Here is an 18,483-nt window from a genome sequence, read left to right on the forward strand (position 1 = left end):
CCATAAATTGCAGCGCCACGTAATCCAAACTCACTGTAAAATGTTCCTTGAGTAACCAGAAACAATGCCTGTAACTCGGTAGTAGCCCTATCATCGATTCGATACTGTAATTCAGATTTCACGGTGGAACTAGCACTTGGAAAGTCTATCGCGAAACCAATTTCTGGCTGTGCAATTTCTCCCTGTAAATTAATAACTACATCAACAGGAATCTTTCGATTGACCGATGGGTTTTCCAGTAAAACGGCAGGATTCGCGTTCAATGAGTACACGGCACTTACATCCAGTTGGGCATCCATAGGATCTCCATCCCAGTTAATACTTCCGCCAGATTCTACAGTGAATACCTTTTGAACGAGTCCGGCGTATTTAAAGTTATAAACTCCTTCATAAACAATGAAATCTCCCCACATGTTAAATTTTCCATTGGTATTGATCTCCAATAGTAAGTTCCCGGAACCTCTGCCACGCAATGTACTTCCGCTGGTCTGGTCTACGACAACTTCAACTTCAGCATCATTGGTAATATCAAGATCAAAAACCAGTTCAAGGCCTTTAACTTCGGGAATTTCAATTTCTTCTCCAGCAAGACGCGCTGCTTTTTCTTCCGGACTTAAAAATCTTATAAAAGAATTATCTCCCACAGATTCAGTATCGCTTAGCGGAATTTTAAAAACTGTACCTCTCTCGGTAGCTGCATTCACTTCGATCACCAGTTCATCTGTAAGCCCCATGATTGAAGCTTCTCCATCAATAAATGCGGTACCATAATAAAGTGCATCCTCATCGGCTTCTGTATTCAATACAAGGATCCGGTCTGAAACCAGCGTTAGATCCAGAAACCATTCAGAAAAATTACGATGCGAGATCAAACCATCCAATGTTCCTTTCGTTTTGAATTTGGTGTCTACAATATCAATGTTATCAAATACAAATTGCTGCTGGGTAAGATCTATCTCTGCATTTTCCTGGAAATCTAGGTCTACATTCAAATAAGGGATTCGTAATCCCGCTTCAGCTAAAGATAAAGATCCGGAGAAATCGGGATTTTTGTAATTCCCGGTAACGAAAGCCCTTCCTGTGGCAAATCCTCTAATATCTGTAAGAACATCTGCTCCCAAAGGAGTAAATACACCCATATTCAGCCGATTCATATTCACTTCCAGATCGATCCTTGGTTCGCTGCCATTCACATTAATATCTCCTATTGCAGATAATGATTCGATGCCTTCCTTCTCAAGTTGAGCGTAAACCGAGTAAGTGCTAAGATCCTGGTTCCCACTTACGTCAAGAGCCAGATTACCCATCACAAGATCGTTCACCTGGAACTGGTCAATTCTTAAGTTTGAAACCGGGAAATAAGCACCATCTTCCTGGAGCAGTTCGAGATCGCCGTTAAGAATCCCGGCAAGGTCGAGACTATCTATTTCTGGAGTGATCTTTCCAATATCCACCTCACTAAACTTCATTTTAAAGTTTTTATAGGTGCTGTCCCGCATATTTCCGCTAAGTCGAATTTGTTCATTCTTATGACTCATGACTAGCGAATCGATCTGCAAATCACGGAAACTATTATCAAAAACTATTTTATTACTACGATCATTATTTTCATTCAGGTACCAAACTTTTTCTTTAAATTTAAAATCTGATTTCTGTATACCAACTACAGACTTACTGTTCTCATTGATGGTATGAAATAGATTCAGATTAAATTCATCAGAATTATTCTTTCCGCCCTTAAATTCTGAACGTATGAACAGCGTGTCACGCTGAGTCACATTAATAAAACTAAATTCTGAAAACTTATAAAGATCGGTAGAAACGCTATCGGCTTCAAAGAAAGTATTGTAGATAGGATTCGTGTTATCAACCTGAAGGTTAATGTCTTCCACCATATTCTCAAAGAAATCGATTCTTGGAGATCTAAAGGTTAATTTAAATTCAGATTCATCAGACTCCACCCGACCTCGAATAAATGTATTAGGAGCCAGTTCAATTTCAGGATAAAAAACTTCGACGATCTGGTTATAGATATCAAAATCGAACTCCATATACTGGTTCGTCGTGATAGTTTTTGGTTTGTAGTTCGTGTAAATACTACCTATGGAGTTTTCTATTAGCGCACCAACTTCGTTCACTTTAAAAACTCCGCTAACCTCTCCATTAATAACATCTGGAGAATTGATCGTAATAGTTCGAACTGGTCCATCAAATGTAGAAGCTATATTAAGATCATCGAAATAATAAAGATCGTTCTGGTTTTTATAAGAAGTATTAAGAAGCAGGATATCTCCAAATGCGTTGTCAACATTAGTTCCCTGCATATTCATAATCACATCACCCTTGAAGACTGAAACCGTATCTCTATTCACAAAATTGAGCGCGTGGAGGTCTGCATATCCTACGGAAGCTTCAAAATCATACACATTGGTTTCTTCTGAAACATCTGCCAGACCATTAAATTCCATTTCCAGATTAGGATCATTTGACTTGAAATATCCATTAAAAAGTGGATTCCGAAGATTCCCCATAATCTGGATATTGGAATAAGCATAATTATTGAATTCCAGTTTAGCAATGGTTCCTTTTAACTGCGTGTTCAGATTTTCCTGGTCCAGACCTTTCCCGTCAAAGTCGATATCAAAACTCGCTTTCCCTAATTGGGTATTACCTATTAAACGACCAAGGTTAAAGTTCTTAAAGACCAGTTTGCCTTTGTAACTTGAAGCAGCAGAATTATTAAAATTATTGAGTTCAAAATCTGCGTCTGCAGATCCCAGTTGTGTAGCTATAATTACATCTGCATCCAGAAATCCATTCGTAACCACCGTATTTCCTTTGATATTCACATTACCAAAATCCCGAAGAGTTTCAGGCAATTGGCCCTGAAGTGCTCCCGGCAGGAAGTTGATCATATCATAGTAGTTGGTATTAAAATCTGAAAAACTACCATCTAGTTTAAAGGAATTCGGCTCATCTGAAAAAGATCCAACAACCTGAAAATCCCCATAAATCTCTGTTCTATCAAGACCCTGAAGTCGGAACCCATCTAAGCGAAAATCATTTAAAGTCCCAGTAAGTTCTGTCTGAAACTTTACGAGTTGATTCTCTCCAAACCCGTCATAAAACGTAATCAGATCATTGGAGTTCAAAATGCTTTCCCGAAACTTCGCTTCTACCCGTACAAGATTCTCAAAATCTGAAAAATCTGAGAGGTCGTATTCGAAAGAAAGATCGGCATTGACCATAGACCCCGGAGTTTTCAGGATCATGTTTTGCAGACTCATCCTATTTGGATCATAGTGAAATAGCGTAGAAAGCTGATCTATCTGAATCCCGCGATGCTCGTAGCCACGCAGCATTCCAATATCTATGTCTATATTGGAATTAAAGATCCTTAGCTCGTTTGCGTAAATATTGAGATCATCAACAACCAGAACATCAGAGCGGTCAAGGTTTTCGTCGATGAAACTATAGCGACTGTTCGTGATCTGTACATCTTCCGCAGTAAGATTAAAATCCTTAGGATCTCCTGTTGGTTCCTTCTGAAGTTTTTGAATAAGTATTCCCAGATTATCTCTGTCTTCACCTTTATACCTGCGCATATGCATGTTCAGGCCATCAATTCTTGTATCCCCCAGTTCTGGAGCATTGCTCATAAGCTTCGAGTAACTTAGAATAGAAGAACTGATCTCTTTCGCAGTAAATAGCGTATCCTCATGATGATCTTCCACATAGATATCATTCAAGAGAATATCCCCAAAATAACTAATAGAAACACGACCAATATCTATAGTAACGTCACTTTTATCCTGAAGAGAATTGGTGAGTTTGCGTGCTACTGAAGTCTGAACTGCAGGAATAGAAAACACGATCAATAAAATAATGAATAACAAAACAAGTGCAACCACTGTTTTCGTTAGTATTTTCCAGAATTTTTTGATACGTTTTTATGTTTTAACTTTGCGACTAATTTACAATATCTATTCCCAAATAAATCTGATGGCTGATCATTTAATAAACATTCTCGCTATAGAATCTTCCTGTGATGATACGGCGGCTGCCGTACTCTCCAACGGTAAAATTCTTTCTAATATTGTTGCAACTCAGGAAGTACACAAACAATATGGTGGAGTTGTTCCAGAACTTGCATCACGAGCGCATCAACAGAATATAGTTCCAGTGATCCACCAGGCTTTGGAAAAGGCAAATATCGACAAAAAAGATCTCTCTGCAATTGCATTTACAAGAGGTCCGGGACTTATGGGTTCTTTGCTCGTTGGAACCTCTTTTGCCAAGTCACTCGCAATGGGTCTGGAAATTCCATTAATCGAGGTCAACCATATGCAGGCTCATATTCTGGCACATTTTATTGAAGAGGAAGGATTCGACAAACCTGAGTTTCCATTTCTGGCGATGACCATAAGCGGTGGACATACCCAAATCGTAAAGGTTTCAGATTATTTTGACATGGAAGTTATTGGCGAAACCCTGGACGATGCAGTAGGTGAAGCTTTCGATAAAAGCGCAAAAATTTTGGGACTACCCTATCCAGGAGGCCCTTTAATAGATAAATACGCCAGGGAAGGCGACCCAAAAGCTTTTGAATTTACGAAGCCGAAAGTTGATGACCTGAACTTCAGTTTTAGTGGTTTTAAGACAGCCGTTTTATATTTTATTCAGAAGAAAACAAAAGAAGATCCTGAATTTGTTGTAAAGAATTTAAAAGATATCTGCGCCTCTATTCAATATACTATCATAGGTATTTTAATGGATAAAATGAAAAAGGCAGTTAAAAAAACCGGTATCAACCAGGTGGCCATTGGTGGCGGAGTTTCTGCAAATAGTGGAATACGCCAGGCTTTAGTTGATGCTGAAAAAAAATGGGGCTGGAAATGTTTTATTCCGAAGTTTGAGTACACGACAGATAATGCTGCAATGATCGGGATCGCAGGATACCACAAATACTTACAAAAAGATTTTGCCGATTTTTCGGTAACCGCGCAATCGAGATATAAAATATAATATGCAATTATTCTACAATCCAGATATTTCAGAAAACGATAATCAGGTAATTTTTCAAAAGGATGAAAGCAGACATATTGTAAAAGTTTTACGAAAAACCGAAGGTGATGAGTTAAGCATCACTAATGGAACTGGGATGCTATTCAAGGCTCAGATCATCCAGGCTGATATAAAGCAATGTATCGCCAGTATTAGTTCTTTTGAAAGTCAGCCAGCACCACCCTATTATTTACATATGATCGTTGCACCTACAAAGATGAACGATCGCTATGAATGGTTTCTGGAAAAAGCAATGGAGATTGGTGTTCACGAAATTACGCCTGTTATTTGTGATCATAGTGAACGTAAAACCGTAAAGCTGGAACGTTATCAACGAGTGCTATTGAGCGCTATGAAACAATCATTGCACATGCATTTCCCCAAATTGAACGATCCTGTTAGTTTTTCTGAATTGATGCAGACAGAAATGCCAGGTATGAGATTAATTGCGCACTGCGAGGATGACGAAAAGAAACCCTATCTTCAGAATAAACTGAAAGCCAATAGCACCATCAATATTTTGATTGGTCCTGAAGGAGATTTTAGTCCCAACGAGATAAAAACCGCAATGAAAGAAAACTGGCAGCAAATAAGTCTTGGAGAAAGCAGGTTACGCACTGAAACTGCAGCGATTGCCGCATGTCACACAGTCGCACTCATCAATCAAAATTCATGAAAAAGTTCGTATTTGTAATTCTCTTTTTAGTGCTCGTTTCGGTTGAGGTAAATGCGCAGGAAATTGCTGTTCTAAAATATAATGGTGGAGGAGATTGGTACGCGAATCCAACTGCTCTGCCCAATCTTATCAAATTTTGCAACACGAATTTACAAACTTCCCTGAATGAAAAACCAGAAACTGTAGAGCCCGGAAGTAGTGATATATTTCAATTTCCATTTATACATATGACCGGACATGGAAATGTGGTATTTAGCGAAGCTGAAAAAGAAAACCTCAGGCAATACCTATTTAGTGGCGGATTCTTGCATATCGATGACAATTATGGAATGGATGAGTTTATCCGGCCATTATTAAAGGAATTATTTCCCGAACAAAATCTTCAGGAGATCCCCGTGGATCACGAAATCTTCAGGAATCAGTATAAATTCCCCAACGGACTTCCAAAAATCCATGAACATGATGCGCAAAGACCTCAGGCTATGGGAATCTTTGAGAACGGGAGATTACTGATTTTATACACCGTAGAAAGTGATCTTGGTGATGGTTGGGAAAGTCAGGAAGTTCATAATGACCCGGAAGAGATTCGTCTAAAAGCTCTGCAAATGGGGGCAAACATCATCAAATACGCATTCGAAAACTAGTTATGCAACTTACTCACGAAACCACGAATTTTGAGAACAGACAATTTCCAGTTATTTTACTGCTAGACAATATCACCAGTGAAGCGAACATAGGCAGTATCTTTCGTCTTGCCGATGCATTTGGTGTTGAAAAGCTCATTTTTCATGGAACACCACCGAATCTGAACAGTAACCGATTAAAAAGAACAGCCAGGAACACCCATACCACGGTAGATTTTGAAATTTACGAAGATGCAACCCAGTTTATTAGTGATCTTAAGAGCAGTGGATATATAATGACCGCGGTCGAGATCACTTCAGAAAGTAAGCCTATCTCAGACTTTCATCTTGAGGCAAATAAAATACTTTTAGTAGCCGGAAACGAGAGACATGGCATTTCCGAAGAAATTCTAAAGAACTGTGATAGTGCATACCATATCGAGATGTTTGGAAAGAATAGCAGCATGAATGTCGCCCAATCGCTGGGAATTGCTTTGTATGAAATTACAAAAGTTCTACGCAGTTAAGTTAGAAATAATATATTTACGCTGTGAAAGCAAAAGAATTCGCGAACGGTATATTACGAGCAGTGGGTATCATGATTGGTATTCTGCTGGCACTCTATTTTCTATGGGAAATCCAATCGGTAATCGTTTATATTGCCATTGCTGGAATCATAGCTCTAGTTGGTCGACCTGTCGTGATCTTTCTTCGGAATAAGCTGAAACTACCCAACCAGATAGCGGTAATCACCGTTTTATTCCTGGTCCTATCCATATTTGTAGGTATTATTTTCGTTTTTGTTCCGATCATTATTGAACAAAGCAAATATTTAGGTCAAATCGATATTGAAGCTTTCAAAAGCGATCTGAATGACTTAAACGATCAGGTTAATAATTATTTAGGGGTCAACGAGCTGAACTTAATTGAAGGTCTAAAACGAAGTGAGTTTGTACGAAACTTCGATGTTGGTCTAATTCCGCAATTCTTAAATAATGTCTTCGGAATATTGGGGACAACCATGATCGCTGTATTTTCGATTATTTTCATTTCCTTTTTCTTCCTGAAAGATTCCAAGTTAATGCTGAATAGCATCCTCGTGTTCGCCAATCATGGAGAAGAAAAGAAATTTCAAAGAGTTTTTAATAAGATCAAGGTTTTACTAAGCCGGTATTTTGTGGGATTAACCATGCAAATTACAGTGTTGTTTTTCCTCTACTCTATTTTACTTAGTGTCTTTGAGATCAATAATCCAATTGCCATCGCTTTTATTTGCGCGTTCCTGAATCTTGTTCCATACCTGGGACCACTGTTAGCAGGTATTTTAATGGCTTTGTTCGTAATCTCCAGTTTTCTTGGAGCAGATTTTAGTAGTATCATTCTTCCAAGATTGATCTACGTGATGATGGGTTATGCAATTTGTCAGCTAATTGACAACTTTATTTCCCAGCCCATGATATTTGGTGCAAGCGTGAAATCCCATCCACTTGAAATATTCCTCATCATCCTGATCGCCGGACTTATGTTTGGGATTGCAGGAATGGTAGTCGCAGTTCCTTTTTATACAGCGCTTAAGGTGATCGCTAAAGAATCTTTGAGTGAATACAAGATCGTTAAACGACTAACCAGAGATCTGTAATTAGATGCTTCAAAAGGCGCTTTTAGAGGAAGAAGTCCAACGTTTTATAAAGGAAAATCAAAAAAAGGATCTGCCTGCTCTCATTTTAAAAGGTAGCCCTTTCAGCCATATTAAAATTCAGGAGATCGCAACGCAGATAAAAGGCAGGCGCATTGCAGAGAAGAAATTTCCACTGTTTTTTAATAATCCGCGAATACTTTACCCTCCTAAGCTTAATCTGGAACAAACATCCTCACAGATCACTGCGGAATATAAATCAGGATTAGTAAATGGTTCTTCAGGGGCAGATCTCACCGGAGGTTTAGGTATAGATACTTACTTCCTAGCAAAGAAATTCAACAGTTTTCAATATTACGAATTGAATAAAGAGCTGTTTGAAATTGCTGCGCACAATTTCAAAGAACTGGAAGCTTATAATATTTGTTTGCATCATGGAGATAGCCTAGATATACTAAAGCAAAATGACCAGAAATTTGACTGGATCTATGCAGATCCTGCGAGACGTGATGAACATGGCGGTAAAGTCTACCATTTATCAGATTGTACACCAGATGTTCCTGAAGAACTCGATTTCCTACTTGAAAAATCTGATCATATTCTTATAAAAACTTCACCTATTCTCGATATCACAGCTGGACTGCGTGAACTGCATTCTGTTAAAGAGATTCATATCATAGCGGTTAACAATGAAGTAAAGGAGCTGCTTTGGCTATTTGAAAAAAACTGGAGGTCTGATTTTAAAGTGACAACCCTCAATTTCCAGGGAAAAAAGTTGCAAAAATTTAGTTTTGATACAGAAGTAAAAACCTTGAATGCGGTTCTTTCAAAACCTTTAAACTATCTCTACGAACCGAATGCCGCGATCATGAAAAGCGGATTATTTACGGAAGTCAGCACCACTTTTGGAATTCTAAAACTGCATGAGCATTCTCATTTTTATACTTCAGAAACACTGGTTAAAGAATTTCCGGGAAGAATATTCCATATAACTGATATTAAGAGTTATAAAGACAAGCACCTAAAGAAGATATTGAAGAATAAAAAAGCAAATGTTACTACCAGGAATTTCCCAGATTCAGTAGAAAATATTCGGAAAAAATACAAAATTCAGGATGGAGGAAATGATTATATCTTTTTCACTACAAACCTGGAAAATGAGAAAACTGTAGTCTTTTGTAGAAAGGCAAACTTAGCGTAGATCGTAAAAGATTTTTGGTTTCCTACTATTAACCGGAAATTTGAGTTGTTGAAGAGTTTTAGAATCTTTGAAGCCAATCTCTGGCAATACGTTTAAGAATGCTTTTAAATGCTCCTTCAGGCCTTCAATTTCCCTGAAACTTTCCGGAATCAAAATTTTAAGTCGGTCACCCCCAATTTCATCCAGAGAAACTTCAATGATGAAATTTTCGAGTTCGTTAAACCTATTTAATATTTCGATAATATGCTGTGGATAAAGACTGGTGCCTTTTAATTTTATTTTCTGCTGCTTCCTGCCAATTACTGGTCCTAACCTTCTTCCTTTCCTGCCACATTCGCAAGGAGCATCGGTATAAGTCAGCATATCGCCTGTGGCAAAACGAATAAGCGGTATACTTTGTACATTTAATGGAGTAACTACGAGCTCACCTATTTCACCATCAGCAACATGATTGCCATCCTGATCAAGAATTTCAGTATAAATAAGGTCTTCCTGGACATGATTGCCCTGATGCTGGTTACATTCCGTAAAAGCAGTAGCCATCTCTGTTGAAGCATAAGTCGAAAATAACTCTATATCCCATAAGGAAGAAATTCTTTGTCCCAGGCTATTTAGCTCAAAATTGGAAGTTCGCAACGGTTCACCAATACATATTGCAGACTGAATTGATGATTTTCGATAATCAATATGGTTTTCTTCAGCATATTGAATGAGTTTCAGAAGAAAGGAAGGGACAGCAATGATATATTTCGGTTTAAATCTGAAAATACTTTCCCATTGCAATCCCGGCAAACCACCTCCGGTTCTAATCGCTCCAGCACCTAATTTTCTAAGACCAAGGAAATAAGCCATTCCCGCCATGAATCTTCGATCCAGCGTTGTAGTGATCAAAACTTTATCATGATTTGTAATCCCGGCAAGTTTGAAAGAACGTGACTCATTCTCAGCGAGCCTGTCTAGATCATGTTCGTTTAAATAGAAAGAAACCGGCTCACCAAGAGTCCCGCTGGTGGTAACATGATCTATGATATCTTCCTGTGGAATGGAAATGAAATGCTCATTATATTGCTGCAGCTGTTCTTTGGTAGTTATGGGTAATTTTGAAAACTCCACATAACTAGTGATGCTATCGACCTGGATAGAATTTTGCTGCAAAACATTCTGATAAAATTTTGATGTTCTGAATGTATAGCTCAGCTGTTGCTGAATTTTCTGCCACTGTGTTTTTTGATCTGACTCCTGCACTTCAAATTAAATTTTTCTGGTCGATTTCCTGATCATTTTCTCCACTTGCTTTAAATCAGGAATGGTTGTAATCTCTCTTTTTCTGGCTTGCTTAAAATGGATCAACGCACTTTTATAATGCTTATTCTTATAATAGATTCTGCCTGCTAAATACCAAGCCTCCCAGAAATCGGGATTAAGTTTTACAAGTTGCCTGGCTTTATTCCCATCTACAGATTTTGCGCTATATAATGCTCCTTTAACTTTACTTTCAAGTACTCTAAAGGCTTCGTAGTCCTGATATTCCTGAGTTTGAAGAAAACTACTTGCCGGGATATTGAATTCCTTCGTTGAAACTGAAACCGACTTAATGCCCTGACCATAATCTGAGAAAACCTGATTTAGATCATAATGTATAAATTCTCCCATCTGGTAGGGATTTGAACTTACCCAAACCTTCCGTTCTGCCGGTTTAAAAACGATACCGTGATGCGCTAAGAGCTGGTTAATTGCTTTTTCATTACCCATTCCAATCGACTGCTCGTCCAGACCCTGCCGATCCCTAAGGATCTGAACCGCCTTAAGTGGATTCAATTTATCTTCCTTTTCAAGCAATTGCTGCATGCGGTCGTACCGGTATTGAGTGTGACTTTCCTCACGGGTTAGCTTATTATTTCTATCACTCGAATATGCTTCGCTTTGAAAATGATTGCTACAAACTAGTTGATCATGATTCTCCACTTCGTATACTCCAAAATTACCAGGGGACACTTCTATCAAAACCGTTCTTTTTTCATCTCCACTTCCAATCATGATCGATTCTGAAACAAACACTTCACGTTTTTTCGCAATCGCAATTGCCTCTTCAATTGATCCGGCATATTGCAAAATTTCCCGTGCTAACAGACTAATGGGAGTTTTGGCAACCAGTGGCACTCTGGATTTCCCGGCATTGATAGTCACGGTGATTCCCTGCATGTTCATACCACTTAATGCCCCTATCATCCCGCCCCAGGTGTACATCATAAATCTGTGACCTTTATTCGGCGCTACGAATGCGGCGATCTTTTGTTCTCCAAAATCATCACCTGCATAAAAATCAAAATTCCGACCTATTAATAATTCTCCATCGCTGGTTTTTTCGTCCCAGGCTGCAAAACTTGTACATCCCACCAGCATTAGGTCCTGTAAAGCATGTCCAATATCATGCGCTCCATGAAAATATAACATGCGAATATAAGCAGGTGCGAAATCATCATACTTTTCCAGGCTGTACCTTGAAACCCCATAGATCTCCTGTTTATATTCTTCAGAAACATGGAGGTACAGTTTCCGGTTGAACCAACTAACAAATGTTTTCAGGAAGCCTCTATAATCTTCTGAAGGTACCATTTCTTCCAGCTTAGACATAAATGCTTTTTCCTGATGGTGTATAAGCTCCCGTCCCAGACTTCCATGAGCAACTCCCCTTTCCAGGGCATTACCTTCGAGATACATTTCCCATACGCCAAGATCGTTCTGGTAGAGCTGGTTATTCCCCAAAGTGTATAGACTATCTGAATGTTTTATTCTTGTGGTATCAATTTGTTCAAAACAGCTGAGATCTGGCTTGTGATCCATGGACTTTTTAATTCCGCAGGAATTGAAAACAAATAAAATGAGGATATGTAGAATAAACTTCTTCATCTAAATCAGTTTTCGGTAGATTAAAATATCATTCTGTCGATAGGTAAGTTCAAAATTTTGATCAAGCAACCAGCGAGTTTTCATTTCAGAATCCAGAAATATCATTAAATCGGCACTTTTAGAAAGATCTTTGATTAGTGCAGAATCGTGAGTATCTCCCTGAATAATATAATTACGAAGCAATGGAAGATCCTGAGCACTTTCAAGAATATGAATTTTATCATCTCTTAATCTATAGGCATTCTTTGCCGCTACTCTTTTCGATTCTTCGAATTCAAGGCTATACACTTCATTTTGAGGATACTTGATCTTGATAAATAAAGGCAAAATTCCTATTCCCGAATTCAGAACAAGGAGATCATCTACTTCAGCAAGATAACGTGATATCTTTAAGAACTTTTCTCTTTGTTGCCTGAATTCAGCTTTAGCTTCGGAATAAGTTGAATGATAGCGGTAATGCTTCAGAATTGCATCTTTATGATAAAGTTTTTCAGAAACAGCGTTTTTATTATTTCTTCTGAAGGATAATGATCCATATTGCTGAAAGATCAATTTTCTGAATAAACTGCGCTGAAGTATGAAACTTACCGAAACCGCTGTAAGCACTCCAATAATTGAAACGATCGAAATGGATTTCAGAGCAGGATGTTTAGCGAAAATCAGAGCCCCTATTCCCAGCAATGTTGTGATAACCGACAGAATGATGGATGCCTGATAGGTTTTTAATTCAGATTTACCAGTTTCATATTCTTTGAGACATGAATTAGTAATAAAAATGCTGTAATCAAGCCCAAGTCCAAAGATGAAACTCGAAATAATGATATTCAGAATGTTGAATTCTATCCCAAAGAAATACATGATTCCCAGGGAACAGATCCAGGTGATCGCGATTGGTAGCAAGGTGATCACACTTAGAAGCAAGTTCTGATAAAATACCAGCAGCACCAGGAAAACTGCCACTACTGAAGCGAGAATAAGGATATTAAAGTCGGCTTTAAGATCTCCTAAAAAGTTCTGATTGATCGCCTTTCTGTCCAGTGCTACCACTCCTGGAACATTTTCGAAATAGCTAATAAATCTTTCAACCTTATCTTCTGGTAAATTAACGCTGCTCGAAACCGTTGAAATTTCTGGATTATTGGATACAAAATCCTGCATATATAGTGAGCCGGCCAACTCATAATCTTTGAGACCTATACTTGAATAATTTTTAGACAGCAGTTCATCGAAATTGCTAAAACTATTCGATTTAAATCCAAAGATTTTTGAAGTCTTTTGAATATTGTTCTTTACCGAATCCTGTTTTTCAGCAGTCCAGAAGCCGTTCCATTTGTCGATACGGGATTCCTGGGTTTCGGTAGAAAGCACTACTCCTCCTATACTACTGAAGTTTTCAATATCACCTTCATTTTCGAACTTTTTGAGATCCTGGTATAACTGATTATTCCTGTACAAAGCTTCATCCAGCGAGTTTCCGTAAGCCACCAGTAAGATAGTTTTCCCGGATCTTCCAGCAAGTCCTTCCAGCTCTAATTCTATCTTTTTAATATGTTCCGGCTGGTAGTTTAGTTCTGATAGATCTTCATTAAATTCCACTTTGCTGAAGAAGAAAAGAGACACTACAAATAATCCTGATAGCAAGTATATCAAAGGTCTAATTCTGGAATAATCCAGGCTAGAAACTCTGTCCAGAATCGTTGTTTTTGCGTAAATATTCCCTGGTGTATATAGAAAAGGAATAAGCACAAGGGCGAAGAAGGAAGAGAATAACACGCTTAAACTTGCAAATATCCCCAGATCACGCAAAGCTTCACTTTTTACAAAAACCAGGCACATAAATGCGATCGCCGTGGTGAGACTGCTCATAATGACTGGCTTCGTAATATCTTTATACAGTTTTTCAATATTTGAACTATTTCGAAGATGCGTTAAAATATGTAAGGAGTAATCCAGCGTAATACCCAAAAGAATCGCACCAATTCCCAGGCTTATAGCCGAAACTGATCCCTGTAAAATATAAAGAATGGCTACAGCCGTGATTCCGGCAAAAATACTGGGTAGAAATAGCAAAATTGGAACATAAAATTTCCTGTAATAAACCACCAGTAAAATGAGCAATACCGTAACCGCAATTATTACAGTAGTTCGGACATCCTGTTTTATTTGTTCTGCATTGGCTACCGAGTAACGGAGTCCGCCAAAATAATCTCCTGTTATAGTATTATAGCGAGCATCCAGCGACTCGATCTTAGCTTCCAGTTTCGCTGTAAACTGTTTATTCCTGTTCGATTCTGATGCAGGATAGACGGGATCTATGAAGAACAGAATATTCTTTTGATCCTTTGTCATTATATAGTTCTGATATAGCACATACTGGTCTCCAACCTGCAATTCCTGCAAACGTGCCAAACCAAGTCTTGTAATACTAAGAGGATCTGAGAGAAAATAATTTTTAGTCACAAATCCAGTGGGTGATATTAATTGCTTGTAACCAGATTCGATACTTGCAGCTATACTGTCTGCATCGGTCTTTTGATCAATGATTACGTAATCCTGTTCATTTAAGAAGATGGGTAAATTGGACTGAACAAAATTATAGATTTGTTTGATGTCCTGTTCCGGAATTTTTCCTTTGACACCAGCAACATATTCTGAAAGCTCTGTGTTCAAGAACTCAGATATTTCGTTGGCATAAGCCACCAGGCTATCCCGATCTGTATTTTCTTCAGCCTTCACCCGAAAGATGATCTTATCTGAAAACTTCGATTCTTCCAGTATGGTTTTCACCAGATCCTGATCATTTCCAGACGGCACTAGTTTGGTTATATCCTCTTCTAACTTAATGCCTGAAGCAAGAAAGGACATAAGGCCGAGATACAGAACTGCAATGATCAACGCCAGGCTTTTATGCCGATTCAAGAATTCATGAATTTTCAGAAAAAATCTAGACATTAATTATTTGCTGGTTGTTTAGATTTCAGAATGGAGAACAGACAGTAAAACATGATCCACGTAAGTGCTGCACTAATAATTGCCAGGACTATGCTACCAATTAAATATTGAGTTAAACCTATGAAAAGATCTTTTCCCGAATCAAAATTCTCGAGGTTCAATTGCCAGTCAAAACCATTCCCCATAACAAAATTCCCTAACTGATAACTTAAATAGAGAATTAACGGAATAAAAGGCGGTATGCTTATATTACTAAATAAAAAGGCTATGGCCTTATTAACTTTCATTAGGGTTGCTAGTGTAAAAACTAGTAAGGTATGCAAACCCCAAAATGGTGAGATCCCTACAAATATTCCCAAAGCGATGGCGGATGCTTTTCTTTGAGGAGAATCCTGATCTCTTATAATATCCTCTCTAAAAAATCTACTGATCCCCTTTTGCTTGAATTCACGATATTTATTCCTTGGATGGATGTAAAAGAAACTGATCAATACAAAGTACATGTATAAAAAGACGATACGTACAATATCCCAGAATGGGCGGAAGTGAGTCACCCGCTCTCCTGGATCGTAGTGAATCCTTATAGGTATATTTTTTACTTCAACTTTTTTCCATGCCGACTTCACCAACACCTCGATCTCTAATTCGAATTTCCAGGTGATCAGTCTTAAAGAATTAATAAGCCGAACGGGATACAGTCGGTAACCACTTTGAGTATCCTTTAATTCCTGGGCGGTTACTACCAAATACCAGAAACTGGAAAATCTATTGCCTTTTCTACTTTGCCCCGGGATCCCTGCCTGCGCCATATTTCGATCGCCTACCAGTAGTAGTTCAGGATCGCCAGTTTTCCTATTTTCGAGTTCTACCAGGAACTTCTCCAGATCTGCCGGATAATGTTGCCCATCTGAATCTATAGTGATCGCATACTCGTAAGCCTTCTCCTCTGCTCTTCTAAAACCTGTTTTTAAGGCAATACCTTTACCTCTGTTAGTATCATGCGATACAATATCCAGGAATTCAAAATCCTTTAAAATCTCATTGGTCGTATCTGTCGATCCATCGTTAATAACGATGATATTGCGGGTATAAGTAACTAATTCGGTAAGAAAAGTACGAAGCGAATGATCATTGTTGTAAGTAGGAACAATAACACCGCAACTTAGTGCATCAAAACGTTCTTGAAGAATAGGCAGTGTACCCAAATTGTTGGCTTTAATGCAAAAATATGATTTAAATAAAGAGTAATTGCCTATGCCAGGACAAATTTATATCACCTCGTAAAGCGCGTTGATCTTAGTAATAATCCCAGTTTCACTTTTCGCTATGCCTTTAAGCTCGTAGTAAGTTCCCTGCTTTTCTAATTTTGATTCCAGAATGAGTTCATCATTATCTGTAGGATTAAAAACTGCAGTAAACTTTACATTGCTTGCCCTCTTAAGACTAAGCTTTTTTTCTGAAATTCTTTCTGCCTCCTCCTTAAATAATTGCATGAGCACAACTCCCGGGGTTACCTGTCTTCCAGGAAAATGTCCATTGTAAAGTTCATGCTCCGCATTGACCTTCAGGCTTGTTCGCGTGGTATCATTGTCTTTTTCAGACTTGGTAACAGTATAAAAATCTTTCAAAATTTCTTATTTATGATCGAATACCGAAGCAGGTATGTTCTGATTGGTCTTAAAATTACTCATTTTAATCTCGGTAAAATCGCCTGAAGGTTCTATAAGCTTTACTTTTTCAATATATTTTTCAGCATTGAAGAATATCCTTATCTCAGAGAACATTTCAGCTAAATTCTCATCCTTTGGAGTAACCGTAGCTTTTACAAATTTTCCCTCCCTGGCAAAGTCTGTTCTAAACAATTCATCCATTTCCAGAATGCGACCATTAAAGCTTCCTTCAACAAGTTCCCCCATTTTTTCGAAAAATTCGCTGTTTCCAGTATTCATTTTCCTGGTTTTACCATCCTCAACGATATATAAACTCGAATCTTTGAACAGCAACTCATAATCGGAAGGAGAAGTATATGACCATTTAAGTTTCCCAGGAGAAGCATACCAAATATGACCATCACTTTCTACAGTCTTTTCCATGGTTTTCATAAACTTCAGCTGCCTGAAATCTGCCTCAAGATTTTCAATGGTCTCTGCTTTAGTGGAAACCGACTCTTTAAAAGCTTTAGCTTCCGAAGTAGAAAAGGTCGCATTCTGAGCGAAGAGCTGGCAACTAAAAAGTATAAAAATGAATTTAAGAATACGCATCGATATCAAGTAAGTGATCTGGCCTGATTGCCGTTAAATTTTTCTGCTTCAAAAATACCAATAACTGTTCCAAGACTTTAGCGCTTTGAGGGATATTATCGTGTAAAAGTATCAAATCCCCGGCTTTTAGATCTTTTGTAATTCTTTGATATATCTTATCCGGCGAGCTGGTGATCGCGTCATAAGACCGTACACTCCATCCTACAGTAATGTGACCGGTAGCCAGAATTGCCCTGGAAACCTTGGGATTGATAACTCCAAATGGTGGCCGGAACAATTTTGTTTTTAAACCAGCTACTTCCGTAGCAATACGATCACATTGCTGAATTTCAGAAATGATCGCGTGAGTTGAGAGAAAACCGAATTTTCGCGAATGTGAAAAGGTATGATTACCCACCACATGACCTCGTTTTATGATTTCCCTGTAGATTTCGGGATATTCCGCTATATTTTTCCCTATGCAAAAGAACAATGCCTTTACCTCATATTCATCCAGGATATCCAGAATCTTTAAAGTATTTGGGTGCGGACCATCATCAAAACTTAGTCCTACTCCTTCCTTTCCCACTGCGGAATGTATCGAATTCTGAAAAAAATTAATGCGAATATTTGTGGACAGTATAAGGATCGTGCTAATGTATATCACCGCCACCAGCAGAATGAACCACCCAGACCAGTACTCATTTAGAGCACCCAGAACGCTTCCAAGCAGTATAAAGCTGAAGATGATTCGAAGTATTTTATATTTCAAGACTTTCCAGTAAGATGAATCCGTGATTTCTACCAAGATATTGGTTATAGACCAAAATTCGGTTGAAAATTGAAGCCGACTTTGAATTTAGCCTGAATTTCTTCGGAATTTCTTGATGCTGAAGGATAGAAATCCCTAGTGCAAAACCAATTGCTGAAATAGAATTGTTATCTCCGGCCAGAGATTTATAGGCGAGCTGTGGAACATTTCTTAAAAGACCTTGCTGCAGATTATGATAATAAACATCAAACCTGTTGTCTCCATTGTTCCCAAGAACAATTGCGTCTAAATTCTCTGATGTTAGCTCATTTTCTTGTAGAAAAAGATTGCAAATCATACATCGTTACTAGTGGCGGAGAACTTACCAAGTATATTAAAAAAGATAATAAATTATTTTTTAAATCAAGCA

Annotated in this window: 15 protein-coding genes; 6 read left to right on the forward strand and 9 right to left on the reverse strand. The window is 38.2% G+C overall.

The window, feature by feature from the left end:
* Window positions 1-3,911, reverse strand: a 3,911-nt coding sequence (locus QZ620_RS09045) for a translocation/assembly module TamB domain-containing protein (protein WP_295180915.1), incomplete at its 3' end; no start/stop codon positions are given.
* Between the two features lie 91 nt (window positions 3,912-4,002).
* Between QZ620_RS09045 and tsaD the strand changes: the two genes are divergently transcribed.
* The 6 genes from tsaD to QZ620_RS09075 are packed head-to-tail and all read left to right on the forward strand — an operon-like array spanning window position 4,003 to window position 9,200.
* On the forward strand, window positions 4,003-5,025 hold the full coding sequence (gene tsaD / locus QZ620_RS09050; protein ID WP_295180917.1) for a tRNA (adenosine(37)-N6)-threonylcarbamoyltransferase complex transferase subunit TsaD: 1,023 nt from the start codon (window positions 4,003-4,005) through the stop codon (window positions 5,023-5,025).
* Window position 5,026: 1 nt separating this feature from the next.
* Entirely contained in the window at window positions 5,027-5,740 is a 714-nt protein-coding gene (locus QZ620_RS09055) for a 16S rRNA (uracil(1498)-N(3))-methyltransferase (protein ID WP_295180919.1), read from the forward strand.
* Window positions 5,737-6,384 carry a DUF4159 domain-containing protein gene (locus tag QZ620_RS09060; RefSeq protein WP_295180921.1) on the forward strand — a complete coding sequence of 216 codons (648 nt, stop codon included), beginning with the start codon at window positions 5,737-5,739 and terminating at the stop codon, window positions 6,382-6,384. Before QZ620_RS09055 ends, QZ620_RS09060 begins: the two co-directional genes overlap by 4 nt.
* A gap of 2 nt (window positions 6,385-6,386) precedes the next feature.
* Window positions 6,387-6,890: a TrmH family RNA methyltransferase gene (locus QZ620_RS09065; protein ID WP_295180923.1), complete on the forward strand. Its 504-nt coding sequence runs from the start codon at window positions 6,387-6,389 to the stop codon at window positions 6,888-6,890.
* A 23-nt stretch (window positions 6,891-6,913) separates the two neighbouring features.
* Window positions 6,914-8,002 carry an AI-2E family transporter gene (locus QZ620_RS09070; protein WP_295180924.1) on the forward strand — a complete coding sequence of 363 codons (1,089 nt, stop codon included), beginning with the start codon at window positions 6,914-6,916 and terminating at the stop codon, window positions 8,000-8,002.
* Window positions 8,003-8,006: 4 nt separating this feature from the next.
* Complete coding sequence (locus QZ620_RS09075) at window positions 8,007-9,200, forward strand: class I SAM-dependent methyltransferase (protein ID WP_295180925.1); 1,194 nt, start codon at window positions 8,007-8,009, stop codon at window positions 9,198-9,200.
* On the opposite strand, the gene QZ620_RS09080 is transcribed toward QZ620_RS09075, so the two are convergent.
* The 8 genes from QZ620_RS09080 to QZ620_RS09115 form a co-directional block, all read right to left on the reverse strand.
* Window positions 9,192-10,445 carry an AMP-binding protein gene (locus QZ620_RS09080; protein WP_295180927.1) on the reverse strand — a complete coding sequence of 418 codons (1,254 nt, stop codon included), beginning with the start codon at window positions 10,443-10,445 and terminating at the stop codon, window positions 9,192-9,194. The two genes, QZ620_RS09075 and QZ620_RS09080, sit on opposite strands and share 9 nt — an antisense overlap.
* A 6-nt stretch (window positions 10,446-10,451) precedes the next feature.
* Window positions 10,452-12,110, reverse strand: coding sequence for a C45 family autoproteolytic acyltransferase/hydolase (locus QZ620_RS09085; protein WP_295180929.1), 1,659 nt, complete (start codon window positions 12,108-12,110; stop codon window positions 10,452-10,454).
* Entirely contained in the window at window positions 12,111-15,029 is a 2,919-nt protein-coding gene (locus QZ620_RS09090) for an MMPL family transporter (RefSeq protein ID WP_295180930.1), read from the reverse strand. It lies immediately after the preceding gene.
* 32 nt (window positions 15,030-15,061) lie between these two features.
* Complete coding sequence (locus QZ620_RS09095) at window positions 15,062-16,267, reverse strand: DUF2062 domain-containing protein (protein ID WP_295180932.1); 1,206 nt, start codon at window positions 16,265-16,267, stop codon at window positions 15,062-15,064.
* Between the two features lie 63 nt (window positions 16,268-16,330).
* Window positions 16,331-16,690 (reverse strand): hydroxymyristoyl-ACP dehydratase, encoded by a 360-nt coding sequence (locus QZ620_RS09100; RefSeq protein WP_295180933.1) that lies wholly within the window; start codon window positions 16,688-16,690, stop codon window positions 16,331-16,333.
* Between the two features lie 6 nt (window positions 16,691-16,696).
* Window positions 16,697-17,323: an outer membrane lipoprotein carrier protein LolA gene (locus QZ620_RS09105; protein WP_295180934.1), complete on the reverse strand. Its 627-nt coding sequence runs from the start codon at window positions 17,321-17,323 to the stop codon at window positions 16,697-16,699.
* Window positions 17,310-18,074 carry a polysaccharide deacetylase family protein gene (locus QZ620_RS09110; protein ID WP_295180936.1) on the reverse strand — a complete coding sequence of 255 codons (765 nt, stop codon included), beginning with the start codon at window positions 18,072-18,074 and terminating at the stop codon, window positions 17,310-17,312. The genes QZ620_RS09105 and QZ620_RS09110 overlap by 14 nt, the downstream gene beginning before the upstream one ends.
* Window positions 18,064-18,411, reverse strand: a complete 348-nt coding sequence (locus QZ620_RS09115) for a hypothetical protein (RefSeq protein WP_295180938.1) — start codon at window positions 18,409-18,411, stop codon at window positions 18,064-18,066. The genes QZ620_RS09110 and QZ620_RS09115 overlap by 11 nt, the downstream gene beginning before the upstream one ends.
* Between the last annotated feature and the right edge of the window lie 72 nt (window positions 18,412-18,483).

This window comes from uncultured Christiangramia sp. (genome assembly GCF_913046405.1).
Lineage (GTDB): Bacteria > Bacteroidota > Bacteroidia > Flavobacteriales > Flavobacteriaceae > Christiangramia > Christiangramia marina.